Raw genomic sequence first — 18,920 nt, forward strand, 5'->3', positions numbered from 1 at the left:
GGGAGCCCATATGATCGGTAATTGGAATTACGGTACGGGTCGCCGCAAGAGCGCCACTGCCCGCGTGTTCATCAAGTCCGGCACGGGTCAGATCATCGTCAATGGCAAGCCCATTGCTGATTATTTCTCGCGCGAAACGTCGCTGATGATCGTGCGCCAGCCGCTCGAACTGACGAGCCACGCCACCACGTTCGACATCAAGGTCAACGTGAACGGCGGCGGCGAAACGGGTCAGGCCGGTGCGGTTCGCCACGGCATCACGCGTGCGCTGATGGACTACGACGCAACGCTGAAGCCCGCGCTGTCACAAGCTGGCTTCGTTACCCGCGATGCTCGTGAAGTTGAACGTAAGAAGGTTGGTTTCCACAAGGCACGTCGCAGGAAACAATTCTCGAAGCGTTAAGCTGTTTGGCGGTTTCGTCGTTGTTACGGCGAAATGGCTCAAAAAGCCGCCTGCGTGTATGCGCCGGCGGCTTTTTTCGTGGCAGATGCTGGCGGATCGCGGCCGTCTTTCGGTGATGTTCCAAGCAGCCACGGCAAATTCGGGATAGTGTGGAGCGATAGCCTATTGATTACATGGGCTTCCAGCACGATATTGAGATCAGCCCTACAATAGGCACTAGAAGCTTTTTTGGAGAGTTCGAATGAACGCTGTCACAGATACCCCCACGACCGAAATGCCGTTGCCGTTCGTTTTCACCGACGCAGCAGCTGACAAGGTCAAGCAACTGATCGACGAAGAAGGCAATCCGGAATTGAAGCTGCGTGTGTTCGTGCAGGGCGGCGGCTGTTCGGGTTTCCAGTACGGCTTCACGTTTGACGAAGCCATCAACGAAGACGACACCGTGATGGATAAAGCAGGCGTCCAGCTTTTGATTGATTCGATGAGCTATCAGTACCTTGTCGGCGCCGAGATCGACTACAAAGACGATCTGAACGGCGCGCAGTTTGTAATCAAGAATCCGAATGCAACCAGCACCTGCGGTTGCGGATCGTCATTCTCGGCGTGATTCTGATTAGTTGATTAGACTACGCGGCATCATGCAAACGTGAAACGGAGCCTTCGGGTTCCGTTTTTGTTTTGCTTCGTGCGTTCGTTCGAACGTATGTTCCGATGAAAAACTGAAGCGATGACATACGGGACCCGGTTTTCGGCGCCATGCCTGACCGAGCCGTCAGTTTCTCTTTTGTGCGGGTAGCCTTTTCACGAAGCATGGGCGGTCAACGGCGGGTTGCCCTCAACGCGGATAAATCGCCCCTAAAACTCGTTCCCCGGCAGCCCCTGTTACCGCCGATACATTGCCCGGCTTACGGGCCACGCAGCGCATCGCGAGCCATGCGAACGCCAATGCTTCCACCTGCTGTGGTGGCACCCCGAGCGCTTCAGTGGTCATCACGGGGACACCCGCCACGCCGCTCTCCCCAAGCGCCTGCTGGATTGCACGCATCAATACCGGATTACGAGCACCGCCTCCGCACACGTAGACCGCACGGCAATCGGAAGCATGCCGCTCGATTTCTCTTGCAACGGTAATGGCTGTCAGCGCGACAAGCGTGGCCTGAACATCTTCGGGCGATATCTTTTCGAAACCGATGAGCTTGGCGTCGAGCCACGCAGGATTGAACAGATCTCGCCCGGTGCTTTTAGGCGGTTGCTGTTCGAAGAACGGTTCGTTGAGTAGCGTGTTCAGCAGCGGGCGATGCACCTGACCTTGTGCCGCGAAATGACCGCCTTCGTCGAAGGGGCGTTTCAGATGCCGGTGCGCCCATTCGTCCAGCAGGGCATTCGCCGGTCCGCAATCGAAACCGTGGACGCTGCCGTTGGCCGCGAGAATGGTGATGTTACTGATGCCGCCCAGATTGCAGACCACGCGCGTCTCGTCCTTGCTGCCAAAAATGGTCGCGTGAAATGCCGGGACGAGCGGCGCGCCCTGACCGCCGGCCGCGACGTCGCGGCTACGGAAGTCTGCGACGATATCGATGTTGGTCATTTCTGCGAGCAGCGCAGGATTGTTGATTTGCCGCGTGTAGCCCTTTTCCGGCCTGTGCCGCACCGTCTGCCCGTGTACGCCGATCGCGCGGACTTTCGCGGACGATTGGCCGCTCATGCTCGCCAGTTCGTGACAACACACGGCGTAACGCGTGGCGAGCGCGTTCGCGGCAAGGGCTTCCCGTTCCAGTTCGTTGTCGCCAGGCGCCTGGAGGGCGAAAAGCGCGTCGCGCAGGCCTTGCGAGAACCCGACGTGAGCCTCGCCCAGCACGACGGGTGGGTTCCCGGCCGTGAACTGGACAGCAATGCCGTCCACGCCATCCATGCTCGTGCCCGACATCAGCCCAAAGTACACGCCGTCCGCCATGTCGCCTGTTTCCATCGCCTCGGTCCGTCGTACCACGTTGCTCTCCTGTTCAATGCCGGCTCACCGATGACCCATTTCGAGCCGTCATCGATGCAATTCTTGCGGCCAAAGCGGCCGCGATGGACCGATTATCCACGCATCGATGCCACTCGTTAAGCCGTTAGCCATTCGGCCATGTTTCGCGCTCCGTATCCGGAGTCTAGGCGCTCGAAACATGGCCGAACGGCCAACGCGGGGCCAACAAGCCGGGAAAACGGGGCGAAGGCAGACGACATCACGTAAAATCCGTTGCCTGAACAAGAGAATGCCGCACGATTTTCCGTGTTCGAACGCGACTGTGAACGAATCCGGAAGCAGCGGCCGTTGCCCGATCGGCGCCTGTTAGCGCCCCGAATAAATCACCCGAAAAAGTTGCAAGCATGACCACTGAACCGAACGACTCTCCGGCACCGGCTTCGACTGCGAAAACCTTGCCCCTCACCGACGAGGTGCAGGCCGCGCTCGCCATCGCGAAACGGGGCTGTGACGAGCTGCTAATCGAAGCAGAATTCGCACAGAAGCTCGCCCGAAGCGCTGCGAGCGGCAAGCCGCTGCGCATCAAGCTCGGCCTCGATCCGACCGCGCCTGATATTCATATTGGCCATACGGTGGTCCTGAACAAGATGCGTCAGTTGCAGGATCTCGGCCATACGGTGATCTTCCTGATCGGCGACTTCACGTCGCTGATCGGTGATCCGTCGGGGCGTAACGCCACGCGTCCGCCGTTGACGCGCGAGCAGATCGAAGAAAACGCGAAGACCTATTTCGAGCAGGCCGCGCTCGTGCTCGATCGTGAAAAGACCGAGATGCGCTACAACAGTGAGTGGTCCATGCCGCTCGGCGCCGACGGCATGATCAAGCTCGCGTCACGCTATACGGTCGCGCGGATTCTTGAGCGCGAGGATTTCACGAAGCGCTACCAGGGTGGCATCCCCATCTCGATTCACGAGTTGCTGTACCCGCTCATGCAGGGTTACGACTCGGTTGCGCTGAACGCCGATCTCGAACTCGGTGGCACGGACCAGAAGTTCAATCTGCTGGTTGGCCGCGAATTGCAAAAGCAATATGGCCAGGAGCAGCAATGCATCTTGACCATGCCGCTGCTGGAAGGGCTGGATGGTGTCGAGAAGATGTCGAAGTCGAAACACAACTACATCGGCATTAGCGAGAAGCCCTCTGACATGTTCGGCAAGCTGATGAGCATCTCCGACACGCTCATGTGGCGCTACTTCGAGTTACTGTCGTTTAGAAGTATCGAAGAGATTGCGCGTTTCAAAAGCGAAGCCGAGGGTGGTCGTAACCCGCGCGATTTCAAGGTGCTGCTGGGACAGGAGATCGTCGCGCGTTTCCATTCGCCGGCTGACGCGGAACGGGCGCTGGAAGACTTCAACCATCGTGCGAAGGGCGGCGTGCCGGACGAGATTCCGTCGGTGACGCTCAGCGGCGCGCCGCTCGCCATCGGGCAACTGTTGAAGCAAGCCGGGCTGGTGCCTTCGACCAGCGAGGCGCTGCGCAATATCGAGCAGGGTGGCGTGAAGATCGACGGTGCGACGGTGTCGGACAAGGGCTTGAAGATCGAAGCGGGCGAGTTTGTGGTGCAGGTCGGCAAGCGCCGCTTCGCGCGCGTCACGCTGGCAGCATAAGCGCGTGATCGCACTCATTCAGCGTGTCTTGCGAGCCGACGTGCGTGTGGGCGACCGTGTGACGGGCGCGATCGATGCCGGCTTGCTGGCGCTTGTGTGCGCGGAGCGAGGAGACACCCAGGCCATTGCGGACAAGCTGCTGGCGAAGATGCTGGCGTATCGTGTTTTTAGCGATGCCGCCGGCAAGATGAATCTGCCGGTGCGGGATATAGATGGCGCCGGGCGTGCGGGCGGCGTGCTGCTGGTGTCGCAGTTCACCCTCGCCGCCGATACCTCCAGCGGACTGCGGCCAAGCTTCACACCGGCCGCGCCGCCAGAGGAAGGCCGCAGGCTGTTTGATTACTTCGTTGCGCAGGCGCGCGCCACGCATCCCATTGTTGAGACGGGCGAGTTCGGCGCGGACATGCAGGTGTCGCTGGTCAACGACGGGCCCGTCACGTTCTGGCTGCAAGTACGTTCCTGAGACGTCTCCCGAGTTTTGTCACTGTGCCCGTTGTTTAGGGCGCATCTTCCGGAATTTCACGCATCTCATGACCACGCAAGTCCTCTTCATCAGGCACGGCGAAACCGACTGGAATCGCATCAAGCGTATTCAGGGGCACACGGATATTCCGCTGGCGGCGACCGGCGTTGCGCAAGCAGGGCAGCTCGCACAACGTGTCTTGCAGGAGTCGAAGGCCGGCGCCCGACTCGACGCGGTGTATTGCAGCGATCTGCTGCGTGCTCAGCAGACCGCCAAACCGTTTGCGGACGCGCTAGGTTTGACGCTGAACCTGAACGAAGGTTTGCGTGAGCGTTTATACGGTGACTTTCAAGGTCACAACGGTGAAGAGATCCGCGCGAAGTATCCTGCTGAATATGCGGCCTGGCAGAGCCATGATCCAGGTTTCGCGCCGCCAGGCGGGGAATCGCAGCGCCTGTTTTCACGGCGCGTGCTGGGCGCTGTCGAGCCGATCGTGGCCGCGCATCCGGACGGACGTATTGCGGTCGTCGCTCACGGTGGCGTGCTGGACTGCATTTATCGGTTCGTGCGTGGATTGCCGCTCGACGTACCGCGTGACTGGCCGCTGCTGAATTCCAGCGTTAACGTGGTGGACTTCGAGAACGGTCAGGCGAAGGTTGTCTCATGGGGCGACGTCGCGCATCTTTCGTCCCCCGGAAGCGACGACGACCTCAAGGAAGTCCCGCGCTAATCAGGCTTCATCGCAGCGCGCCGCCGCGCTCGCTTGGACACGCCGTTATGCAACGCCCAGCGTATCAACGGCGCAATCATCTTGATGCCCGGCCGCGTCCACGCGCGGCGTAGCGGCGCAAATGCGCCGAATCCGAGCATCGATTGTGCCCAGTCAGGCAGCAGGTCCACACCCGCGTTCAGAATCAGCGCGCTGGCAGGTTTCATTGCGACACTGGGCGCTGGCGCGTTCATCAATACCTTCAGCACTTCCCGGGTACGCTCGCTTGCTTCTAGCTGTGGCCGCATTGACGCCAGGTACTTGTCGATCTCCGCACAACTCTTCGGCACATTGGTGGCACCGAGCATCTCCGCTATGGTCGATGTCTCCGCGTAGTAGGAGTCCTGCGCATCGAGGGGAAGCAACGGGTTCACGTATCGCAAATGCGCCTTCATGAAACTCGATACTTCCGCGACGTGAACCCACGTCAGCAACTCAGGATCGCTTGCTCGATACGGCCGGCCGTCGGGAGCCGTGCCTGTCACGGAGAGGTGAATTCGCTTCACACGTTCGATGAGCGCAAGCGCGTCATGCTTATTGCCGTACGTCGTACCCGCGATAAACGTGGCCGTGCGACGCAGGCGTCCGAGAATATCGGTTCGAAAGGTAGAGTGGTCCCAGACACCCGCGAGCGCCATTGGGTGCAGGGCCTGAAGCAGGAGGGCGCTGACGCCTCCGGTCATCATCGGCGTGAAGTCGGCGTGGACTTTCCAGCAAATGGCGTCGGGCCCGAATAGTCCCGGGTCGCCCGGCGGTGACGAATAATCCAGCGTTGGCCCACTGCCGGTAGTCAGGCTCGTAACACCGTTGGCGAGCCTGGAGCGCAGTCGCTTGACCAATTGGCCGGCGAAACCGGATGCCTCGTCAGGACGCGGACTTGCTTGATCGGACATCGGTTCGGCTATCGGCTATCAGTCTGTTGCGGCTAATATTGCCGTTGCTCAACTGTCGGTGTTGGCGTCCCACACTTCGCGGACCGGGCCGGCGTCCGGTGCGGCGAGGCCAAAGTGACGATACGTGAGCAACGTGGCAACGCGTCCACGCGGCGTGCGTTGCAAATATCCTTGCTGGATCAAATAGGGTTCAAGCACGTCTTCAATGGTGTCGCGTTCTTCGCCAATAGCCGCTGCGAGGTTATCGACGCCGACCGGACCGCCATCGAATTTGTGCAAGATGGCTTCCAGCAGTTTCCGGTCCATCAGGTCGAAGCCGACCGGATCGACGTCGAGCATCTTCAACGCGGCATCGGCGACTTCGGCTGTGATGTTGCCATCCGCTCGCACCTCGGCGTAATCACGTACGCGCCGAAGCAGCCGGTTCGCGATTCGCGGTGTCCCGCGCGCCCGCTTCGCAATTTCCAACGCCCCTTCCGGCACGATATCCGCCTTGAGCAGCGACGCCGAGCGCGTAACGATTCTCGCCAGTTCGCTCGCGGTGTAGAACTCCAGCCGCGACACAATGCCGAAGCGATCGCGTAACGGATTGGTCAGCATGCCCGCCCGGGTGGTCGCGCCGACCAGCGTGAACGGCTGCAAATCCAGCTTTACGCTACGTGCGGCCGGACCTTCACCGATCATGATGTCGATCTGATAATCCTCGAGGGCCGGATACAAAATTTCTTCGACGACCGGCGACAGCCGATGAATTTCGTCGATAAAAAGCACGTCGTTCTTTTCAAGGTTCGTCAGCAGCGCGGCGAGATCGCCGGCGCGCTCCAGTACCGGTCCCGACGTTTGCCGCAGATTCACGCCCATTTCTCGCGCGATGATATGCGCGAGCGTGGTCTTGCCGAGACCCGGCGGCCCAAACAACAGAACGTGGTCAAGCGCCTCGGAGCGCCGCCGTGCGGCCTCGATGAAAATCTGAAGCTGATCGCGGATCTTCTCCTGCCCGACGTATTCCTCGAGATCGCGCGGTCGCAGCGCGCGCTCGAACACTTCCTCGTTCGGCGAGACGGGAGTAGCCGAAATGATGCGTTCGGCAGCGAGTTTGTCGGTTTCTATCATGCGTCGATTGTACCGCGTGGCTCGAATGCCGAAAGCTGGCCGATCGGCCGACTGTTGGCCGGATCAGCCGCGTGAGAGACTGGCCTGACTAGCTCTTGGAAAGCGCTTTCAGGGCCAGCTTGATGCCTTCCGAGACGCCGGTACCAGCCGGAACATTCTTGACCGACATAAGTGCTTCTTTTTCGGAGTAACCCAATGACAGCAATGCATTCAGGATATCGCTCGCGTGGTCGGGACCGCTCACCGTGCCCGCGGCCGTGCCCAGATCCGCGCCAAGCTTGCCCTTCAGTTCGAGCAACAGCCGCTCGGCCGTCTTCTTGCCGATACCCGGCGTACGCGTCAGGCGCGCAGCGTCCTGCATTGTCACGGCTTGGGCGAGTTCCTGAACGCTCATGCCGGACAGCACGGCCAGCGCCATGCGCGCCCCGATCCCGCTGATCTTGAGCAGTTCACGAAAGGTCGTGCGCTCCTGTTGCGTACCGAAGCCGTACAGCAAATGCGCGTCTTCACGCACGATCAACTGGGTCAGCAACACGACCTTCTCTCCGCTGTTCGGCAGGTTATAGAAGGTGCTCATCGGTACGGCAATTTCGTAGCCTACGCCGCCGCAATCAACGAGCAAGTACGGCGGATTTTTTTCCAGCAAAACGCCTGCTATGCGACCAATCATGGTGAGGAACTTGTAGTGGAGTTAGCCGACAAGACGGCCGCGCCGTACGCGCAGGCCCTTTTTAGCCAGCGATGGTGCGATTTCGCCGAGCGCGGTCATCGCGCCGCCAGCGTGCGCGTGGCAGATGGCCATGCCGAGTGCATCCGCGGCATCGGTGCCGGGGACCCCGGTAAGCGCGAGCAATCGAACCACCATCTGCTGCATTTGTTCTTTCGTGGCGCGGCCATAGCCCACCACGGCCTGCTTCAACTGCAACGCCGTGTATTCGGCAACCGGCACGCCGCTCGCGACAAGGCCGCAAATTGCCGCGCCGCGCGCCTGGCCGAGCAGCAGCGTGGATTGCGGATTGACGTTGACGAACACTTTCTCGATTGCGGACTGGTCGGGCGCGTGTTGCCGGACAAGCGTCGAGATACCTTCGAAGATCGTGTGGAGACGCGACGGCAAATCTGCGTCGGCGGTCTTGATGACGCCGCTGGTCACATAGGTCAGCGTTTGACCGGTCTTGTCGATGACGCCGAACCCCGTCACGCGCAGGCCCGGGTCAATACCGAGAATTCTCATGGAGTGCCGTTGGAACGTAGTGCTTGCGATACTAACAGCGCGGCGCAAAAAGTAAAAAGCCCGGTGCGCCTGCCGGCCACCGGGCTTTCTAACGGTGAAGCGTGCTCAGTGGCGCGCTTAATGGCGGAAGTGCCGCGTTCCGGTCAACACCATTGCAATGTTGTGCTCGTCCGCAGCGGCGATCACTTCGTCATCGCGCATGGAACCGCCCGGCTGGATAACGCAGGTCGCGCCAGCGTTGACCACGACGTCGAGGCCATCGCGGAACGGGAAAAACGCGTCCGACGCCACAGCCGATCCGGCCAGCGACAAGCCCGCGTTCTGCGCCTTGATGCTGGCAATGCGCGCCGAATCCACGCGGCTCATTTGACCCGCGCCCACGCCGATCGTCATGCCGCCGCCGCAGAACACAATGGCATTCGACTTCACGAACTTTGCGACACGCCACGCGAACAGCAGATCGTCCATTTCCTTCGGCGTCGGATGACGCTTCGTGACCACGCGCAATTCGTGCGGCTGGACGTTCTTCGAATCCAGCGATTGGACCAGCAGGCCGCCGCCCACGCGCTTCAGGTCGAATGCGTTGTGACCGTCGCCGAGATCGATTTCCAGCAGACGCACGTTTTGCTTCGCCGCGAAAATCTGCTTGGCTGCATCGCTGAACGAAGGCGCCATCAGCACTTCCACGAATTGCTTCGCAACAGCTTGCGCCGCCGCTTCATCCACTTCAAGGTTGAACGCGATGATGCCGCCGAACGCGGAGGTGGGATCGGTCTGGAACGCTTTCGAATAGGCTTCGTGCGCGTCCGCGCCGATCGCCACGCCGCACGGATTCGCGTGCTTGATGATCACGCAGGCTGGCGCATCGAAGGTCTTTACGCATTCCCATGCTGCGTCGGAGTCCGCAATGTTGTTGTACGACAGTTCCTTGCCCTGCAATTGCTCGTAGTTGGCGAGCGCGCCAGCCGGCGTTGTGAGGTCGCGATAGAACGCAGCGCTTTGATGCGGGTTCTCGCCGTAACGCAGATCCTGCACCTTGGTGAACGCGAGGTTGAACGTCGACGGATAGGTGTTGCGGCTCTTGTGCTGCAACTCGTCGGTCAGGCTCGTCAGGTAATTCGTGATCGCGCCATCGTATTGAGCGGTGTGCGCAAACACTTTGGTGGCGAGCTTGAAGTTCGTCGCGTAGCTGACGGTGTTCTTAGCCGAGCGCATTTCGTCGAGGACGATCGCGTAGTCCGAGGGATCGACAATCACCGTTACGTCACGATGATTCTTCGCCGCCGAACGCAGCATGGTCGGGCCGCCAATATCGATATTTTCGATCGCGTCTTCCAGCGAGCATTCTTCCTTCGATACCGTCTGCACGAACGGATACAGGTTCACCACCAGCAGGTCGATGGTCGGAATGTCGTGTTGTTCGAGCGCGGCCATGTGTTCAGGAGAATCGCGGCGCGCCAGAATGCCGCCGTGAACCTTCGGGTGGAGCGTTTTCACGCGGCCGTCGAGCATCTCCGGAAAACCGGTGTAGTCGGCGACTTCAGTGACAGGCAGGCCTGCATCAGCCAGGAGTTTCGCGGTGCCGCCGGTCGAGAGCAGGCTAACGCCTAGCGCCGACAGCGATTTCGCAAATTCGACGATGCCAGACTTGTCGGAAACGGAAAGGAGCGCTTGCTTGATCATGATGGGAGCGGCGGAAGCCGGTAGGGGAGTCGAGGGGAATCAGGAAATTCGAGTCGACCGCCGTACGCCGCGACGGTCCGGGTGGTACATCAATAAGACAATTGCTTTAAATGAGTCCGTGCTGTTGCAGCTTCTTGCGCAGCGTGTTGCGGTTGATACCGAGAAACTCGGCCGCGAGCGACTGGTTGCCCTCGGCTTGCTTCAGCACGACTTCCAGCATCGGTTTTTCGACGCACGAAATCACCATCTCGTAGACGTCGTGCGGTTTGGAACCGTCCAGGTCCTGGAAATAATTGTCCAGGCTCTGGCGGACGCATTGTTCTATGTGATGTCTACTCATGCGGCTAGTCGGTCTGTGTGGTTCTGCCCGTCGCACGATTCTTCGGCTTCGTCGTTGCCGCCGCGGTCGCCGTCTGCGTCGAGTTCTTCGACATAGACGAGACGGTCGGACAACGCCTTTTGGGCGTCGAAGAATTCGTTCACGGCGAGCAATTGTTCGCGTGTGGAATCCAGCGTGTTCATCCGATGTCTGAACGTGTTGGCGCCGGAAAGGCCGCGAGTGTACCAGCCGATGTGCTTGCGCGCTGTACGAACGCCCGTGAATTCGCCATAGAAATCATAGTGATCTTCGAGATGCTCATTCATCAGTTGCTGGATCTCGTCGATACGCGGCGCCGGCAAATGTTCGCCCGTTGCCAGAAAGTGTTCGATCTCGCGAAAGAGCCACGGGCGCCCTTGCGCAGCACGCCCGATCATGATCGCGTCCGCACCGGTGACGGCCAGCACATGGCGCGCTTTTTCGGGTGTGGCGATGTCGCCGTTGGCCACCACCGGAATGCGCACGGAAGCTTTGACGGCGGCAATGGTCTCGTATTCCGCGTCGCCCTTGTACAGGTCCGCGCGAGTGCGGCCGTGCACGGTCAGCATGGAAATGCCCGCGTCTTGCGCAATGCGCGCAATATTCAGCGCGTTCTTGTTCTCGCGGTTCCAGCCCGTGCGGATCTTCAGCGTAACGGGCACGGCGTCCGGGCCAACGCCGACTGCGTTCACCACGGCTTGCACGATCTGCGCGACCAATGCTTCGTTTTGCAGCAATGCCGATCCAGCCGCCACATTGCAGACTTTCTTGGCTGGGCAGCCCATGTTGATGTCGATGATCTGCGCGCCGTTCGCGACGTTGTGACGCGCGGCTTCGGCGAGCATTTTCGGATCAGCACCGGCGATTTGCACGGAAATAGGCTCTACTTCGCCGGTGTGATTCGCGCGACGGAGCGTTTTCTCGCTTTTCCACAATTGCGCATTCGACGCAACCATTTCGGACACCGCGTAACCCGCGCCCATGCGTTTGCACAACTGCCGGAACGGGCGGTCCGTCACCCCGGCCATGGGGGCGACAAACAAGTTGTTGCGCAAAATGTGGGGGCCGATGGCCGGGGCGGAAATGGGCATGAAACTCGCGGCGTCCCAAATGCAGGGACGCAAAAGCGCTTAAGGAAACGCGTATTTTACCGCGAACGCGCTGGGTCAATTAAGTCCAATCGCCGCGCAAGTTGTTAAATCTTCTATGAATATCGTGGATGTCATAGAGGAAAAGCTCAACTATGGGCCGATGAATGCAGTGCGGCGAACGCATGTTTGACTCAATTGGTGCAGCGGGCCGAGTGCGACGGCGACGCTCGTCGCTCGTCGCGATCGGAACACGCTGACCTCACCCAAAGCGCGCAGAAGGCTCACCGCACGAATTACGCGAATCGTTGCGAAGCTAAAGCGTGCCGTGCCCAAAGGTGTTCCCAGCGTGATCGACGCAGGAGAATTCACTCTCAGCAATCAGGCCGCTCGCCGTACTGACTCGAAGCCGCTGCGAGTATTCCGCCAAGTCAGCGCCGTTGCCCGAACATCATCTGTCGTGCCAGCACGGTTTTAACCGGCGGGACGAGTTCCAACGCGCTCAACGCCAGCCCGCGCATTGCGGCGAGGGGCGCGAAATCAACCGTGAAAAGACGTGCGAGCGTATCGGTTGCGCCAATCGTCATGCGGCGGTCGAGTGCGCGCCGTTGCGCAAAAAGACTCAATGCAACCGTAGTCGGGCCGTTCGTCGATAACGCGTCGCATAGCGCGTGAGCATCGCGTAAGCCCAGATTGAGCCCTTGTCCCGCAACGGGATGCAGCGTTTGCGCCGCGTTGCCGATAGCAACCGTGCGCCGGTCGACCAGTGCGTTCAGCGCATTCAGTCCGAGCGGGAAGGTCGCCCGCCCGGTGATGCGCGTGAAGCGGCCCATGCGTTCACCGAACGCCGAGCCAAGCTCGGTGAGGAATTCAGCGTCGGGGAGTTGTGAGCGGCGCGCCGCTTCTTCAGGGGCGCTGCACCAGACGAGCGCGTAGTCCGCCTGACGCGCGCCGCCGGAGGGTAACAACGCGATCGGCCCTTCGGGCGTGAAACGTTCCCACGCAACCCCAGGTTGTGGCGACGATACGCTCACCGTCCCGACAATGGCCGTCTGGCCATAATCGCGCGTGTTCTTGACCTCGGCGGAAAGATCGGAAGAAGCAGCGGAAGAAGCGTCCGCGTCCTTGTATAACCCGCCTTCGGCATTCACCAGAATGCGTGCGCGGATCGTGCGGTCGCCTGTGGCTGAATGGATCGAGAGCGTGACGCCCTCGTGGTCGTGCAAGGGTGTCGATGCGGTGGTTTCCGTGAACCAGTGCACGCCGGTTTTGCTGACAGCTTGCGCAAGCGTTGTAACAAGCGAGCCATAACGCACGACATAGCCGAGCGCGGGCAAACCGTGTTCATCATGGTCGATCAGCGTGCGGCCGAACTGTCCGCGTTGTGACACGTGAATGCGTTTGATTGGCGTGGCATCGGCGGGGAAACCGAGCGATGACTCAAGCATCGCGCGGCTGCCATGCGAAACCGCAATGGCACGCGGATCAGCCGATGCCGCCCCGGGCTCGCGTGCATCAATCAACGCGACCGACAAGCGCGACGTCGCGCTCCGTTTCGCCAGCCAGCCGGCGAGCGCGAGCCCAACCGGACCCGCGCCGACGATGGCGATATCGAAGTGATAATCGGCAGGCGGTGCATGGCCGATAGTTTCCGCGGTTTCAATTTGCATCTGGCGTTTGCGCGTCGCGCATCAAGGCTTCTATTTCGTCGGCATCGACGGGCACTTCGCGCGTCGTCAACTCGCAGCCGTCGGCGGTGACAATGGCGTCATCTTCGATCCGTATACCGATGTTCGCGTACCGTTCGGGAATATCTTCGGCTGCGCGAATGTACAAACCCGGCTCGATAGTCAGCGTCATGCCAGCCTTCAACGTGCGCCACGCGCGTGCGCCCTGGTCGTCGAGTTGCGCGTGGGCGTCGCGGTAATCGCCAGCATCGTGCACGTCCATGCCGAGCCAATGGCTTGTCCGATGCATGTAGAAACGCTGATAAGCCCGCTCGGCGATGACATCGTCCACGGTCGCAAACTTGTTGCGGTCGATGATCCCCGTATCCAGCAAACCCTGCGCCAATACACGCACGGCAGCTTCGTGCGGCGCGTCGAAACTGACGCCTTCGCGGGTTGCGTCGACGGCGGCATATTGCGCGGCCAGCACGATGTCGTAGATTTCCCTTTGCGCCGATGTGAACCGCCCGCTCGCCGGAAACGTGCGCGTGATGTCGGACGCGTAGCCGTCGAGTTCGCACGCGGCGTCGATCAGGATCAGGTCGCCTTCGCGCACAATCGTGTTGCCCGCCGGGTAGTGCAGCGTGCAGGCATTCGCGCCGGCGGCGACGATTGTTCCGTACGCGGGCGCTTGCGCGCCGCGTCGGCGGAACGTGTAGAGCAACTCGGCTTCGATCTCGTATTCGTGCATGCCGGGGCGGCAGGTTTGCATCGCGCGCCGGTGTGCTTCGGCGGAGATGGTGCCCGCGCGCCGCATGATCTCGAGTTCGTGCGCGTCCTTGATCAGGCGCATTTCGTCGAGCACGGGCAGTAAATCGATCGCTTTCGTGGGTGCTTTCACGCCGATCCTGCTCTGTGCCCGAACCGTCGCGAGCCAGCCGCGAACCTGCTCATCGAGCTCACCGGAACTGCCGAGCGCATAGTGCAGCGCGGGGTTATCGGCGAGCAGGCGCGGCATTTCCGTATCGAGCTGATCGATGGGGAACGCTGCGTCAAACCCCAACGCGAGACGTGCGCCTTCAGGGCCGTATCGGAAACCTTCCCAGGTTTCGCGCTCGGCATTTTTCTCGCGGCAGAACAGGATGGCGGCGGGTTCGTCCGCCTCGGCGCTGGCGTTGAGGACCAGCGTGGCTTCGGGTTCGGTGAAGCCCGTCAGGTAATAGAAGTAGCTATCGTGGCGGAACGGGTAATCGGCGTCGCGATTGCGCATGACTTCGCGCGCTGTCGGAATGATTGCCACGCCGCCGCCCGACTCTCGCAGCGCCGCGAGGACGCGGTCACGGCGGCTGCGATAGACGTCGATGGCTAATAAGGATTGGGCTTCAGTCGATGAGTTCATTCAGCGATTGTAGCGCCGCCTCCGCGATGCTTCACTCCTCTACGTCGGGCGCTTGATCGACGGCGGGTTCCGCTGCTGCGGGGCGATTGCGCACGCTGCCGGCAATCATGTCGAAGCGGAACAGCCGGCATTCGAGCGCGCCGTTGAAGAGCGGCGTTTTCGTCGATTCACGCAGTCGCAGCATGCCCGGCAGTTTTCGATCCGATGTCAGCACGTACGCGCGCCAGCCCGGAAAGCGCTGTTTCATCGCGTTGCCGAACGAGATGAAGAATTCCTGATCGGCGGGATCAGGTTGCGCGCGGTGGAACGCTTCTTCGTCTTCGTCGTGACCGCGGTTCTTCGGTTCGCGAAGCTCGCCGCGCGGGCCGCGTCCGCGCACTTCGATCCGCTCGCCGTACGGCGGATTCGCGACGAGGATGCCCGGAATGTCGGATGGCGGCGTCATGTGGCGCGCATCGAGTTGTTTCAACGACAACTCCGGCAAACCCGCGCGTTCCAGATTCGAGTACGCCTTGTCGAGCATATCGCCGGAAATGTCGCTGCCGTAGATCTGGATATCCGCACGCGATGACTTCGCGGCGTGTTTGGCATCGACGGCCGCGCCTTTCAGCTTTTGCCACGCGTTCACGTCGAATTGTTTCAGCTTTTCGAAGCCGAAGTTGCGGTCCACGCCCGGCGCGATGTTCAGCGCGACTTGCGCGGCTTCGGCGAGGAAGGTGCCGCTGCCGCACATCGGATCGTAAAGCGGTGTGCCGGGCGTCCAGCCGGTCAGGCGCAAGATTCCCGCCGCGAGGTTTTCACGCAAGGGCGCGGCGCCCTTGTCGAGTCGCCAACCGCGTTTGAAGAGCGGATCGCCGGAGGTATCGAGGTAAAGCGTGCATTCGTTCAGCGTGAGGAACGCGAAGACGCGGACGTCGGGTTGCGCGGTATCGACGCTCGGACGGTTGCCCGTGAGTTCGCGCAAGCGGTCGCAGATGGCGTCTTTCACGCGCAAGGTCGCGAATTCCAGGCTGCGTAAAGGGGATTTGATCGCGGTGATATCGACGCGAATGGTTTCGTTCGGCGAGAACCACTTTTCCCATTGCTGCTGATACGCGAGTTCGTAGATGTCGTGTTCGCTGCGATACGGGCCTTGGGCCAGTTTCAGCAACACACGGCTCGCGATGCGGGAATGGAGGTTCGCGGCCATGCCGGCTGCCCAGGAGCCGCGGAAATGCACGCCACCGGGGACTTCCTTGCCGGTTCTGAATTGCGAGCCCTCAATGTGCTTCGCTCCGATTTCGGCGAGTTCGGCAGCCAGCGGCGCCTCAAGACCGCGCGGGCAAGGGGCAAACCAGTCGAAAAGGAAAGTAGTGGCCATGGGGGCGGTGCTTTTTTGGGAATCGAAGGGGGATATTGTACGCGGGGGAGGGGCCGGAGATGGGTTAGCCAAGCGCGCGGCGGCAGACGAGGTTTTCGTAAGCTCGGTCGGGCAGAAGCGAATTCGAACGCTTCTGTAATGGAAATGGATGCTGACGTTAGCCGATTGGCTAGTTACGTCGTAACCCACGAATCGGTATCGTTGCTCAATAACAGAGGGTGGACTGCGTTGGAGGTATCGCACTAAGTGCTATAGTTTATGAAGGACGGAAATGCGGATTTTTAAGACCAAATGGTTTGCACGCTGGGCCGATACGGAGGGCGTGACCGATGCGGCTTTGCTGAGTGCCGTCGAGGAAATGAACCGGGGTCTGATTGATGCGAATTTGGGCGGACACGTATTCAAGAAGCGAGTTGGTATCAACGGACGGGGCAAGCGCGGCGGATTACGTACGCTGCTGGCGTTTCGAGTGGGTGAGCGAGCCTTCTTCGTGTTCGGGTTTGCCAAGAACGAGCGGGCCAACGTGAGCGACAAGGGGTTGGCAGCGTTGAAGCTGCTGGGGTCGCAATTGTTGGGCTATGACGCGCGCACGTTGACTCAGGCGCTGCGTGCGGGCGAGTTACATGAGGTGGAGAGCGATGAGTGACAAACTGCTGAAGGCGCTGCACGAAACGGCGCAAGGGCTACACCAGGGTGGAACGATGGATGCCGTGACACTGCGGGAGTTCGATGCGCTATGCCTGCCGCCGATCAAGGATTACAGCGCGGCACAGATCAAGCGGCTACGCCAGCGCACCAAGGCGAGCCAAGCGGTGTTCGCGGCGTGTCTGAACACGAGTGCATCGACGGTGCAGAAATGGGAGCAGGGCCAGAAGCGGCCGAACGGGCCGTCGTTGAAGCTGCTCGATCTGGTTGATCGTAAAGGCCTGGAAGCGATGTTTTAAAGGTTCTGCTGAAGGGACCGTCAGGCGGATCCTCGGCGGGAAATATCGGTTTGCTGTATGTGATAGACGGCATAAAAAAATAACAAAACGCCGGTGTCTCTCGCGAGCACACCGGCGTTCTGTCTTACCCGGCAGCGCGTATCACTCCACCGCCTTCACCATATCCTCGATCACCTTCTTCGCGTCCCCGAAAACCATCATCGTCTTGTCCATATAGAACAACTCGTTGTCCAGCCCGGCATAACCCGCCGCCATGGACCGTTTATTCACGATAATCGTCTTCGCCCGATACGCCTCCAGAATCGGCATGCCCGCAATCACCGATTTCGGATCGGTTTTAGCCGCCGGGTTCACCACATCGTTCGCCCCAAGGACCAAAACCACGTCCGTCTGCTGGAATTCACCGTTGATATCTTCCATCTCGTGGACCAGTTCATAGTCCACTTCGGCCTCCGCCAGCAACACGTTCATATGCCCAGGCATACGCCCGGCCACCGGGTGAATCGCGTACTTTACGTCGATGCCTTTCGCGATCAGCTTATCGGTGAGTTCCTTCAACGCGTGTTGAGCGCGGGCCACGGCCAACCCATACCCCGGCACGATCACCACCGTCTCAGCGTTACCGAGCATGAACGCGGCGTCATCGGCGGAACCGGATTTAACCGGACGTTGCTCTTGCGCGCCGCCCGTCGCCGCCGCGCCACCTTCGTTACCAAACCCGCCCAGCAGCACATTAAAGAACGAGCGGTTCATCGCGCGGCACATGATGTACGACAGAATCGCACCCGACGATCCAACCAGCGATCCGGCGATAATCAGCATCGGGTTATTCAGCGAAAAGCCGATACCCGCCGCCGCCCAGCCCGAATACGAATTCAGCATGGACACAACCACCGGCATATCCGCGCCGCCGATCGGGATAATGATCAGCACGCCGAGCGCGAACGCGATCAGCGTCATGATCACGAACGGCAGCCACGACTGCGTCAGCATGAAAATGATGCCAAACCCGAGCATCGCGATGGCGAGCAGCAGGTTGATCGTGTGCTGGCCGCGATACACGACCGGCGCGCCCTTGAACAACCTGAACTGATATTTGCCCGACAGCTTCCCGAACGCAATCACCGACCCGGAAAACGTGATCGCACCCACAAACGTGCCGATAAACAACTCCACGCGATTACCCACGGGAATTGGTTCGCCCACCGCTGCGAGACCAAACGCTGAGGGTTCCGAAACAACCGCATACGCAATACACACCGCCGCCAGACCGATCAGCGAGTGCATCGCGGCGACGAGTTCCGGCATCTTCGTCATCTCGACTTTCGCCGCGACATACGCGCCAATCGCACCGCCGACCACGAGCGCCCCGAACAACAAGCCTAGCCCGAGCGACAGATCCGATCCCAGCGTCGAAGCCTGCTTCACGATCAACGCGATAGTCGTCAGAATCGCGATCGCCATGCCGGCCATGCCGAACGTATTGCCGATACGCGCCGTCTTCGGATTCGACAATCCTTTGAGCGCCTGGATGAAACACACCGAGGCGATGAGATACAGGAGAGTGACAACGCTCATGCTCATTGCGCGGCCCCCTTCGAAGCGTTGGTGATCTGCTTGGGCGCTTTCTTCTTGAACATCTCGAGCATTCGCCGCGTCACCAGAAATCCGCCGAACACATTGACCGCGGCCAATAACACCGCGAGGGTGCCGAAGAACTTGCCGGTATCGCCAATCGTCAAGCCGGCCGCAAGCATCGCGCCGACAATCACGATCGCGGAAATCGCGTTCGTCACCGCCATCAAAGGCGTGTGCAGCGCAGGCGTGACGTTCCATACCACGTGATAGCCAACGTAGATCGCCAGCACGAAAATGATCAGGTTGATGACCGTGTGATTTACCAGTTCCAT

Annotated in this window: 20 protein-coding genes; 7 read left to right on the forward strand and 13 right to left on the reverse strand. The window is 60.4% G+C overall.

All coding sequences use genetic code 11. The features are described 5' to 3' along the window. Positions 1 to 10: 10 nt before the first annotated feature. The gene (gene rpsI, locus HB376_RS22235; RefSeq protein ID WP_213765831.1) at positions 11 to 403 is read left to right on the forward strand and encodes a 30S ribosomal protein S9; all 393 of its coding nucleotides are present in this window, start codon (positions 11 to 13) and stop codon (positions 401 to 403) included. Between the two features lie 241 nt (positions 404 to 644). Next, a complete protein-coding gene (erpA, locus tag HB376_RS22240; protein WP_031357523.1) occupies positions 645 to 1,010 on the forward strand; it encodes an iron-sulfur cluster insertion protein ErpA in 366 nt (121 codons plus the stop codon). A 228-nt stretch (positions 1,011 to 1,238) separates the two neighbouring features. On the opposite strand, the gene HB376_RS22245 is transcribed toward erpA, so the two are convergent. Continuing rightward, positions 1,239 to 2,372 carry an anhydro-N-acetylmuramic acid kinase gene (locus tag HB376_RS22245; protein ID WP_213765906.1) on the reverse strand — a complete coding sequence of 378 codons (1,134 nt, stop codon included), beginning with the start codon at positions 2,370 to 2,372 and terminating at the stop codon, positions 1,239 to 1,241. A 404-nt stretch (positions 2,373 to 2,776) separates the two neighbouring features. On the opposite strand from HB376_RS22245, the gene tyrS reads away from it, so the two are divergent. The 3 genes from tyrS to HB376_RS22260 all read left to right on the forward strand — a co-directional run bounded on the left by tyrS (position 2,777) and on the right by HB376_RS22260 (position 5,232). After that, positions 2,777 to 4,039 (forward strand): tyrosine--tRNA ligase, encoded by a 1,263-nt coding sequence (tyrS, locus tag HB376_RS22250; protein WP_213765832.1) that lies wholly within the window; start codon positions 2,777 to 2,779, stop codon positions 4,037 to 4,039. A 4-nt stretch (positions 4,040 to 4,043) separates the two neighbouring features. Further along, entirely contained in the window at positions 4,044 to 4,502 is a 459-nt protein-coding gene (gene dtd, locus HB376_RS22255; protein ID WP_213765833.1) for a D-aminoacyl-tRNA deacylase, read from the forward strand. A gap of 67 nt (positions 4,503 to 4,569) precedes the next feature. Further along, complete coding sequence (locus HB376_RS22260; protein WP_213765834.1) at positions 4,570 to 5,232, forward strand: histidine phosphatase family protein; 663 nt, start codon at positions 4,570 to 4,572, stop codon at positions 5,230 to 5,232. Here the strand turns inward: HB376_RS22260 and HB376_RS22265 are convergent. The 10 genes from HB376_RS22265 to HB376_RS22310 all read right to left on the reverse strand — a co-directional run bounded on the left by HB376_RS22265 (position 5,229) and on the right by HB376_RS22310 (position 16,066). Continuing rightward, positions 5,229 to 6,164, reverse strand: a complete 936-nt coding sequence (locus tag HB376_RS22265; protein ID WP_213765835.1) for an oxygenase MpaB family protein — start codon at positions 6,162 to 6,164, stop codon at positions 5,229 to 5,231. The two genes, HB376_RS22260 and HB376_RS22265, sit on opposite strands and share 4 nt — an antisense overlap. Before the next feature lie 48 nt (positions 6,165 to 6,212). After that, the gene (gene ruvB, locus HB376_RS22270) at positions 6,213 to 7,277 is read right to left on the reverse strand and encodes a Holliday junction branch migration DNA helicase RuvB (protein ID WP_089158818.1); all 1,065 of its coding nucleotides are present in this window, start codon (positions 7,275 to 7,277) and stop codon (positions 6,213 to 6,215) included. Between the two features lie 88 nt (positions 7,278 to 7,365). Continuing rightward, entirely contained in the window at positions 7,366 to 7,947 is a 582-nt protein-coding gene (gene ruvA / locus HB376_RS22275; protein WP_213765836.1) for a Holliday junction branch migration protein RuvA, read from the reverse strand. 21 nt (positions 7,948 to 7,968) lie between these two features. Then, on the reverse strand, positions 7,969 to 8,511 hold the full coding sequence (ruvC, locus tag HB376_RS22280; protein ID WP_031357515.1) for a crossover junction endodeoxyribonuclease RuvC: 543 nt from the start codon (positions 8,509 to 8,511) through the stop codon (positions 7,969 to 7,971). Between the two features lie 117 nt (positions 8,512 to 8,628). Further along, positions 8,629 to 10,194 carry a bifunctional phosphoribosylaminoimidazolecarboxamide formyltransferase/IMP cyclohydrolase gene (gene purH, locus HB376_RS22285; protein ID WP_213765837.1) on the reverse strand — a complete coding sequence of 522 codons (1,566 nt, stop codon included), beginning with the start codon at positions 10,192 to 10,194 and terminating at the stop codon, positions 8,629 to 8,631. 106 nt (positions 10,195 to 10,300) lie between these two features. Then, a complete protein-coding gene (locus HB376_RS22290) occupies positions 10,301 to 10,534 on the reverse strand; it encodes a Fis family transcriptional regulator (protein ID WP_031357513.1) in 234 nt (77 codons plus the stop codon). Beyond that, a complete protein-coding gene (gene dusB, locus HB376_RS22295; RefSeq protein ID WP_213765838.1) occupies positions 10,531 to 11,643 on the reverse strand; it encodes a tRNA dihydrouridine synthase DusB in 1,113 nt (370 codons plus the stop codon). Before dusB ends, HB376_RS22290 begins: the two co-directional genes overlap by 4 nt. A gap of 428 nt (positions 11,644 to 12,071) precedes the next feature. Then, positions 12,072 to 13,310: a UbiH/UbiF/VisC/COQ6 family ubiquinone biosynthesis hydroxylase gene (locus tag HB376_RS22300; RefSeq protein WP_213765839.1), complete on the reverse strand. Its 1,239-nt coding sequence runs from the start codon at positions 13,308 to 13,310 to the stop codon at positions 12,072 to 12,074. Next, complete coding sequence (locus HB376_RS22305; protein ID WP_213765840.1) at positions 13,300 to 14,706, reverse strand: aminopeptidase P N-terminal domain-containing protein; 1,407 nt, start codon at positions 14,704 to 14,706, stop codon at positions 13,300 to 13,302. The genes HB376_RS22300 and HB376_RS22305 overlap by 11 nt, the downstream gene beginning before the upstream one ends. Positions 14,707 to 14,737: 31 nt before the next feature. After that, positions 14,738 to 16,066, reverse strand: a complete 1,329-nt coding sequence (locus HB376_RS22310; protein ID WP_213765841.1) for a class I SAM-dependent RNA methyltransferase — start codon at positions 16,064 to 16,066, stop codon at positions 14,738 to 14,740. Positions 16,067 to 16,337: 271 nt separating this feature from the next. Between HB376_RS22310 and HB376_RS22315 the strand changes: the two genes are divergently transcribed. Both HB376_RS22315 and HB376_RS22320 read left to right on the forward strand, forming a co-directional pair. Continuing rightward, the gene (locus tag HB376_RS22315) at positions 16,338 to 16,712 is read left to right on the forward strand and encodes a type II toxin-antitoxin system RelE/ParE family toxin (protein WP_213765842.1); all 375 of its coding nucleotides are present in this window, start codon (positions 16,338 to 16,340) and stop codon (positions 16,710 to 16,712) included. Next, entirely contained in the window at positions 16,705 to 17,010 is a 306-nt protein-coding gene (locus HB376_RS22320) for a DNA-binding transcriptional regulator (protein WP_213765843.1), read from the forward strand. The genes HB376_RS22315 and HB376_RS22320 overlap by 8 nt, the downstream gene beginning before the upstream one ends. Positions 17,011 to 17,151: 141 nt before the next feature. On the opposite strand, the gene HB376_RS22325 is transcribed toward HB376_RS22320, so the two are convergent. Together HB376_RS22325 and HB376_RS22330 are read right to left on the reverse strand one after the other, a co-directional pair. Beyond that, entirely contained in the window at positions 17,152 to 18,594 is a 1,443-nt protein-coding gene (locus HB376_RS22325) for an NAD(P)(+) transhydrogenase (Re/Si-specific) subunit beta (RefSeq protein WP_213765844.1), read from the reverse strand. Then, positions 18,591 to 18,920, reverse strand: coding sequence for an NAD(P) transhydrogenase subunit alpha (locus HB376_RS22330; RefSeq protein WP_213765845.1), 330 nt, complete (start codon positions 18,918 to 18,920; stop codon positions 18,591 to 18,593). Before HB376_RS22330 ends, HB376_RS22325 begins: the two co-directional genes overlap by 4 nt.

The organism is Caballeronia sp. dw_19, from assembly GCF_018449515.1.
Taxonomy (GTDB): domain Bacteria; phylum Pseudomonadota; class Gammaproteobacteria; order Burkholderiales; family Burkholderiaceae; genus Caballeronia.

What these genes read in the sequence shown, in the direction of transcription:
- HB376_RS22305 (WP_213765840.1), bottom strand. Translation starts at nt 14,706, where the DNA reads ATGAACTCATCGACTGAAGCCCAATCCTTATTAGCCATCGACGTCTAT.
- HB376_RS22330 (WP_213765845.1), bottom strand. Translation starts at nt 18,920, where the DNA reads ATGGAACTGGTAAATCACACGGTCATCAACCTGATCATTTTCGTGCTG.
- rpsI (WP_213765831.1), top strand. Translation starts at nt 11, where the DNA reads ATGATCGGTAATTGGAATTACGGTACGGGTCGCCGCAAGAGCGCCACT.
- tyrS (WP_213765832.1), top strand. Translation starts at nt 2,777, where the DNA reads ATGACCACTGAACCGAACGACTCTCCGGCACCGGCTTCGACTGCGAAA.
- ruvA (WP_213765836.1), bottom strand. Translation starts at nt 7,947, where the DNA reads ATGATTGGTCGCATAGCAGGCGTTTTGCTGGAAAAAAATCCGCCGTAC.
- HB376_RS22245 (WP_213765906.1), bottom strand. Translation starts at nt 2,372, where the DNA reads ATGGAAACAGGCGACATGGCGGACGGCGTGTACTTTGGGCTGATGTCG.
- erpA (WP_031357523.1), top strand. Translation starts at nt 645, where the DNA reads ATGAACGCTGTCACAGATACCCCCACGACCGAAATGCCGTTGCCGTTC.
- ruvC (WP_031357515.1), bottom strand. Translation starts at nt 8,511, where the DNA reads ATGAGAATTCTCGGTATTGACCCGGGCCTGCGCGTGACGGGGTTCGGC.
- HB376_RS22290 (WP_031357513.1), bottom strand. Translation starts at nt 10,534, where the DNA reads ATGAGTAGACATCACATAGAACAATGCGTCCGCCAGAGCCTGGACAAT.
- HB376_RS22300 (WP_213765839.1), bottom strand. Translation starts at nt 13,310, where the DNA reads ATGCAAATTGAAACCGCGGAAACTATCGGCCATGCACCGCCTGCCGAT.
- HB376_RS22265 (WP_213765835.1), bottom strand. Translation starts at nt 6,164, where the DNA reads ATGTCCGATCAAGCAAGTCCGCGTCCTGACGAGGCATCCGGTTTCGCC.
- HB376_RS22325 (WP_213765844.1), bottom strand. Translation starts at nt 18,594, where the DNA reads ATGAGCATGAGCGTTGTCACTCTCCTGTATCTCATCGCCTCGGTGTGT.
- ruvB (WP_089158818.1), bottom strand. Translation starts at nt 7,277, where the DNA reads ATGATAGAAACCGACAAACTCGCTGCCGAACGCATCATTTCGGCTACT.
- HB376_RS22260 (WP_213765834.1), top strand. Translation starts at nt 4,570, where the DNA reads ATGACCACGCAAGTCCTCTTCATCAGGCACGGCGAAACCGACTGGAAT.
- HB376_RS22310 (WP_213765841.1), bottom strand. Translation starts at nt 16,066, where the DNA reads ATGGCCACTACTTTCCTTTTCGACTGGTTTGCCCCTTGCCCGCGCGGT.
- HB376_RS22320 (WP_213765843.1), top strand. Translation starts at nt 16,705, where the DNA reads ATGAGTGACAAACTGCTGAAGGCGCTGCACGAAACGGCGCAAGGGCTA.
- purH (WP_213765837.1), bottom strand. Translation starts at nt 10,194, where the DNA reads ATGATCAAGCAAGCGCTCCTTTCCGTTTCCGACAAGTCTGGCATCGTC.
- HB376_RS22315 (WP_213765842.1), top strand. Translation starts at nt 16,338, where the DNA reads ATGCGGATTTTTAAGACCAAATGGTTTGCACGCTGGGCCGATACGGAG.
- dusB (WP_213765838.1), bottom strand. Translation starts at nt 11,643, where the DNA reads ATGCCCATTTCCGCCCCGGCCATCGGCCCCCACATTTTGCGCAACAAC.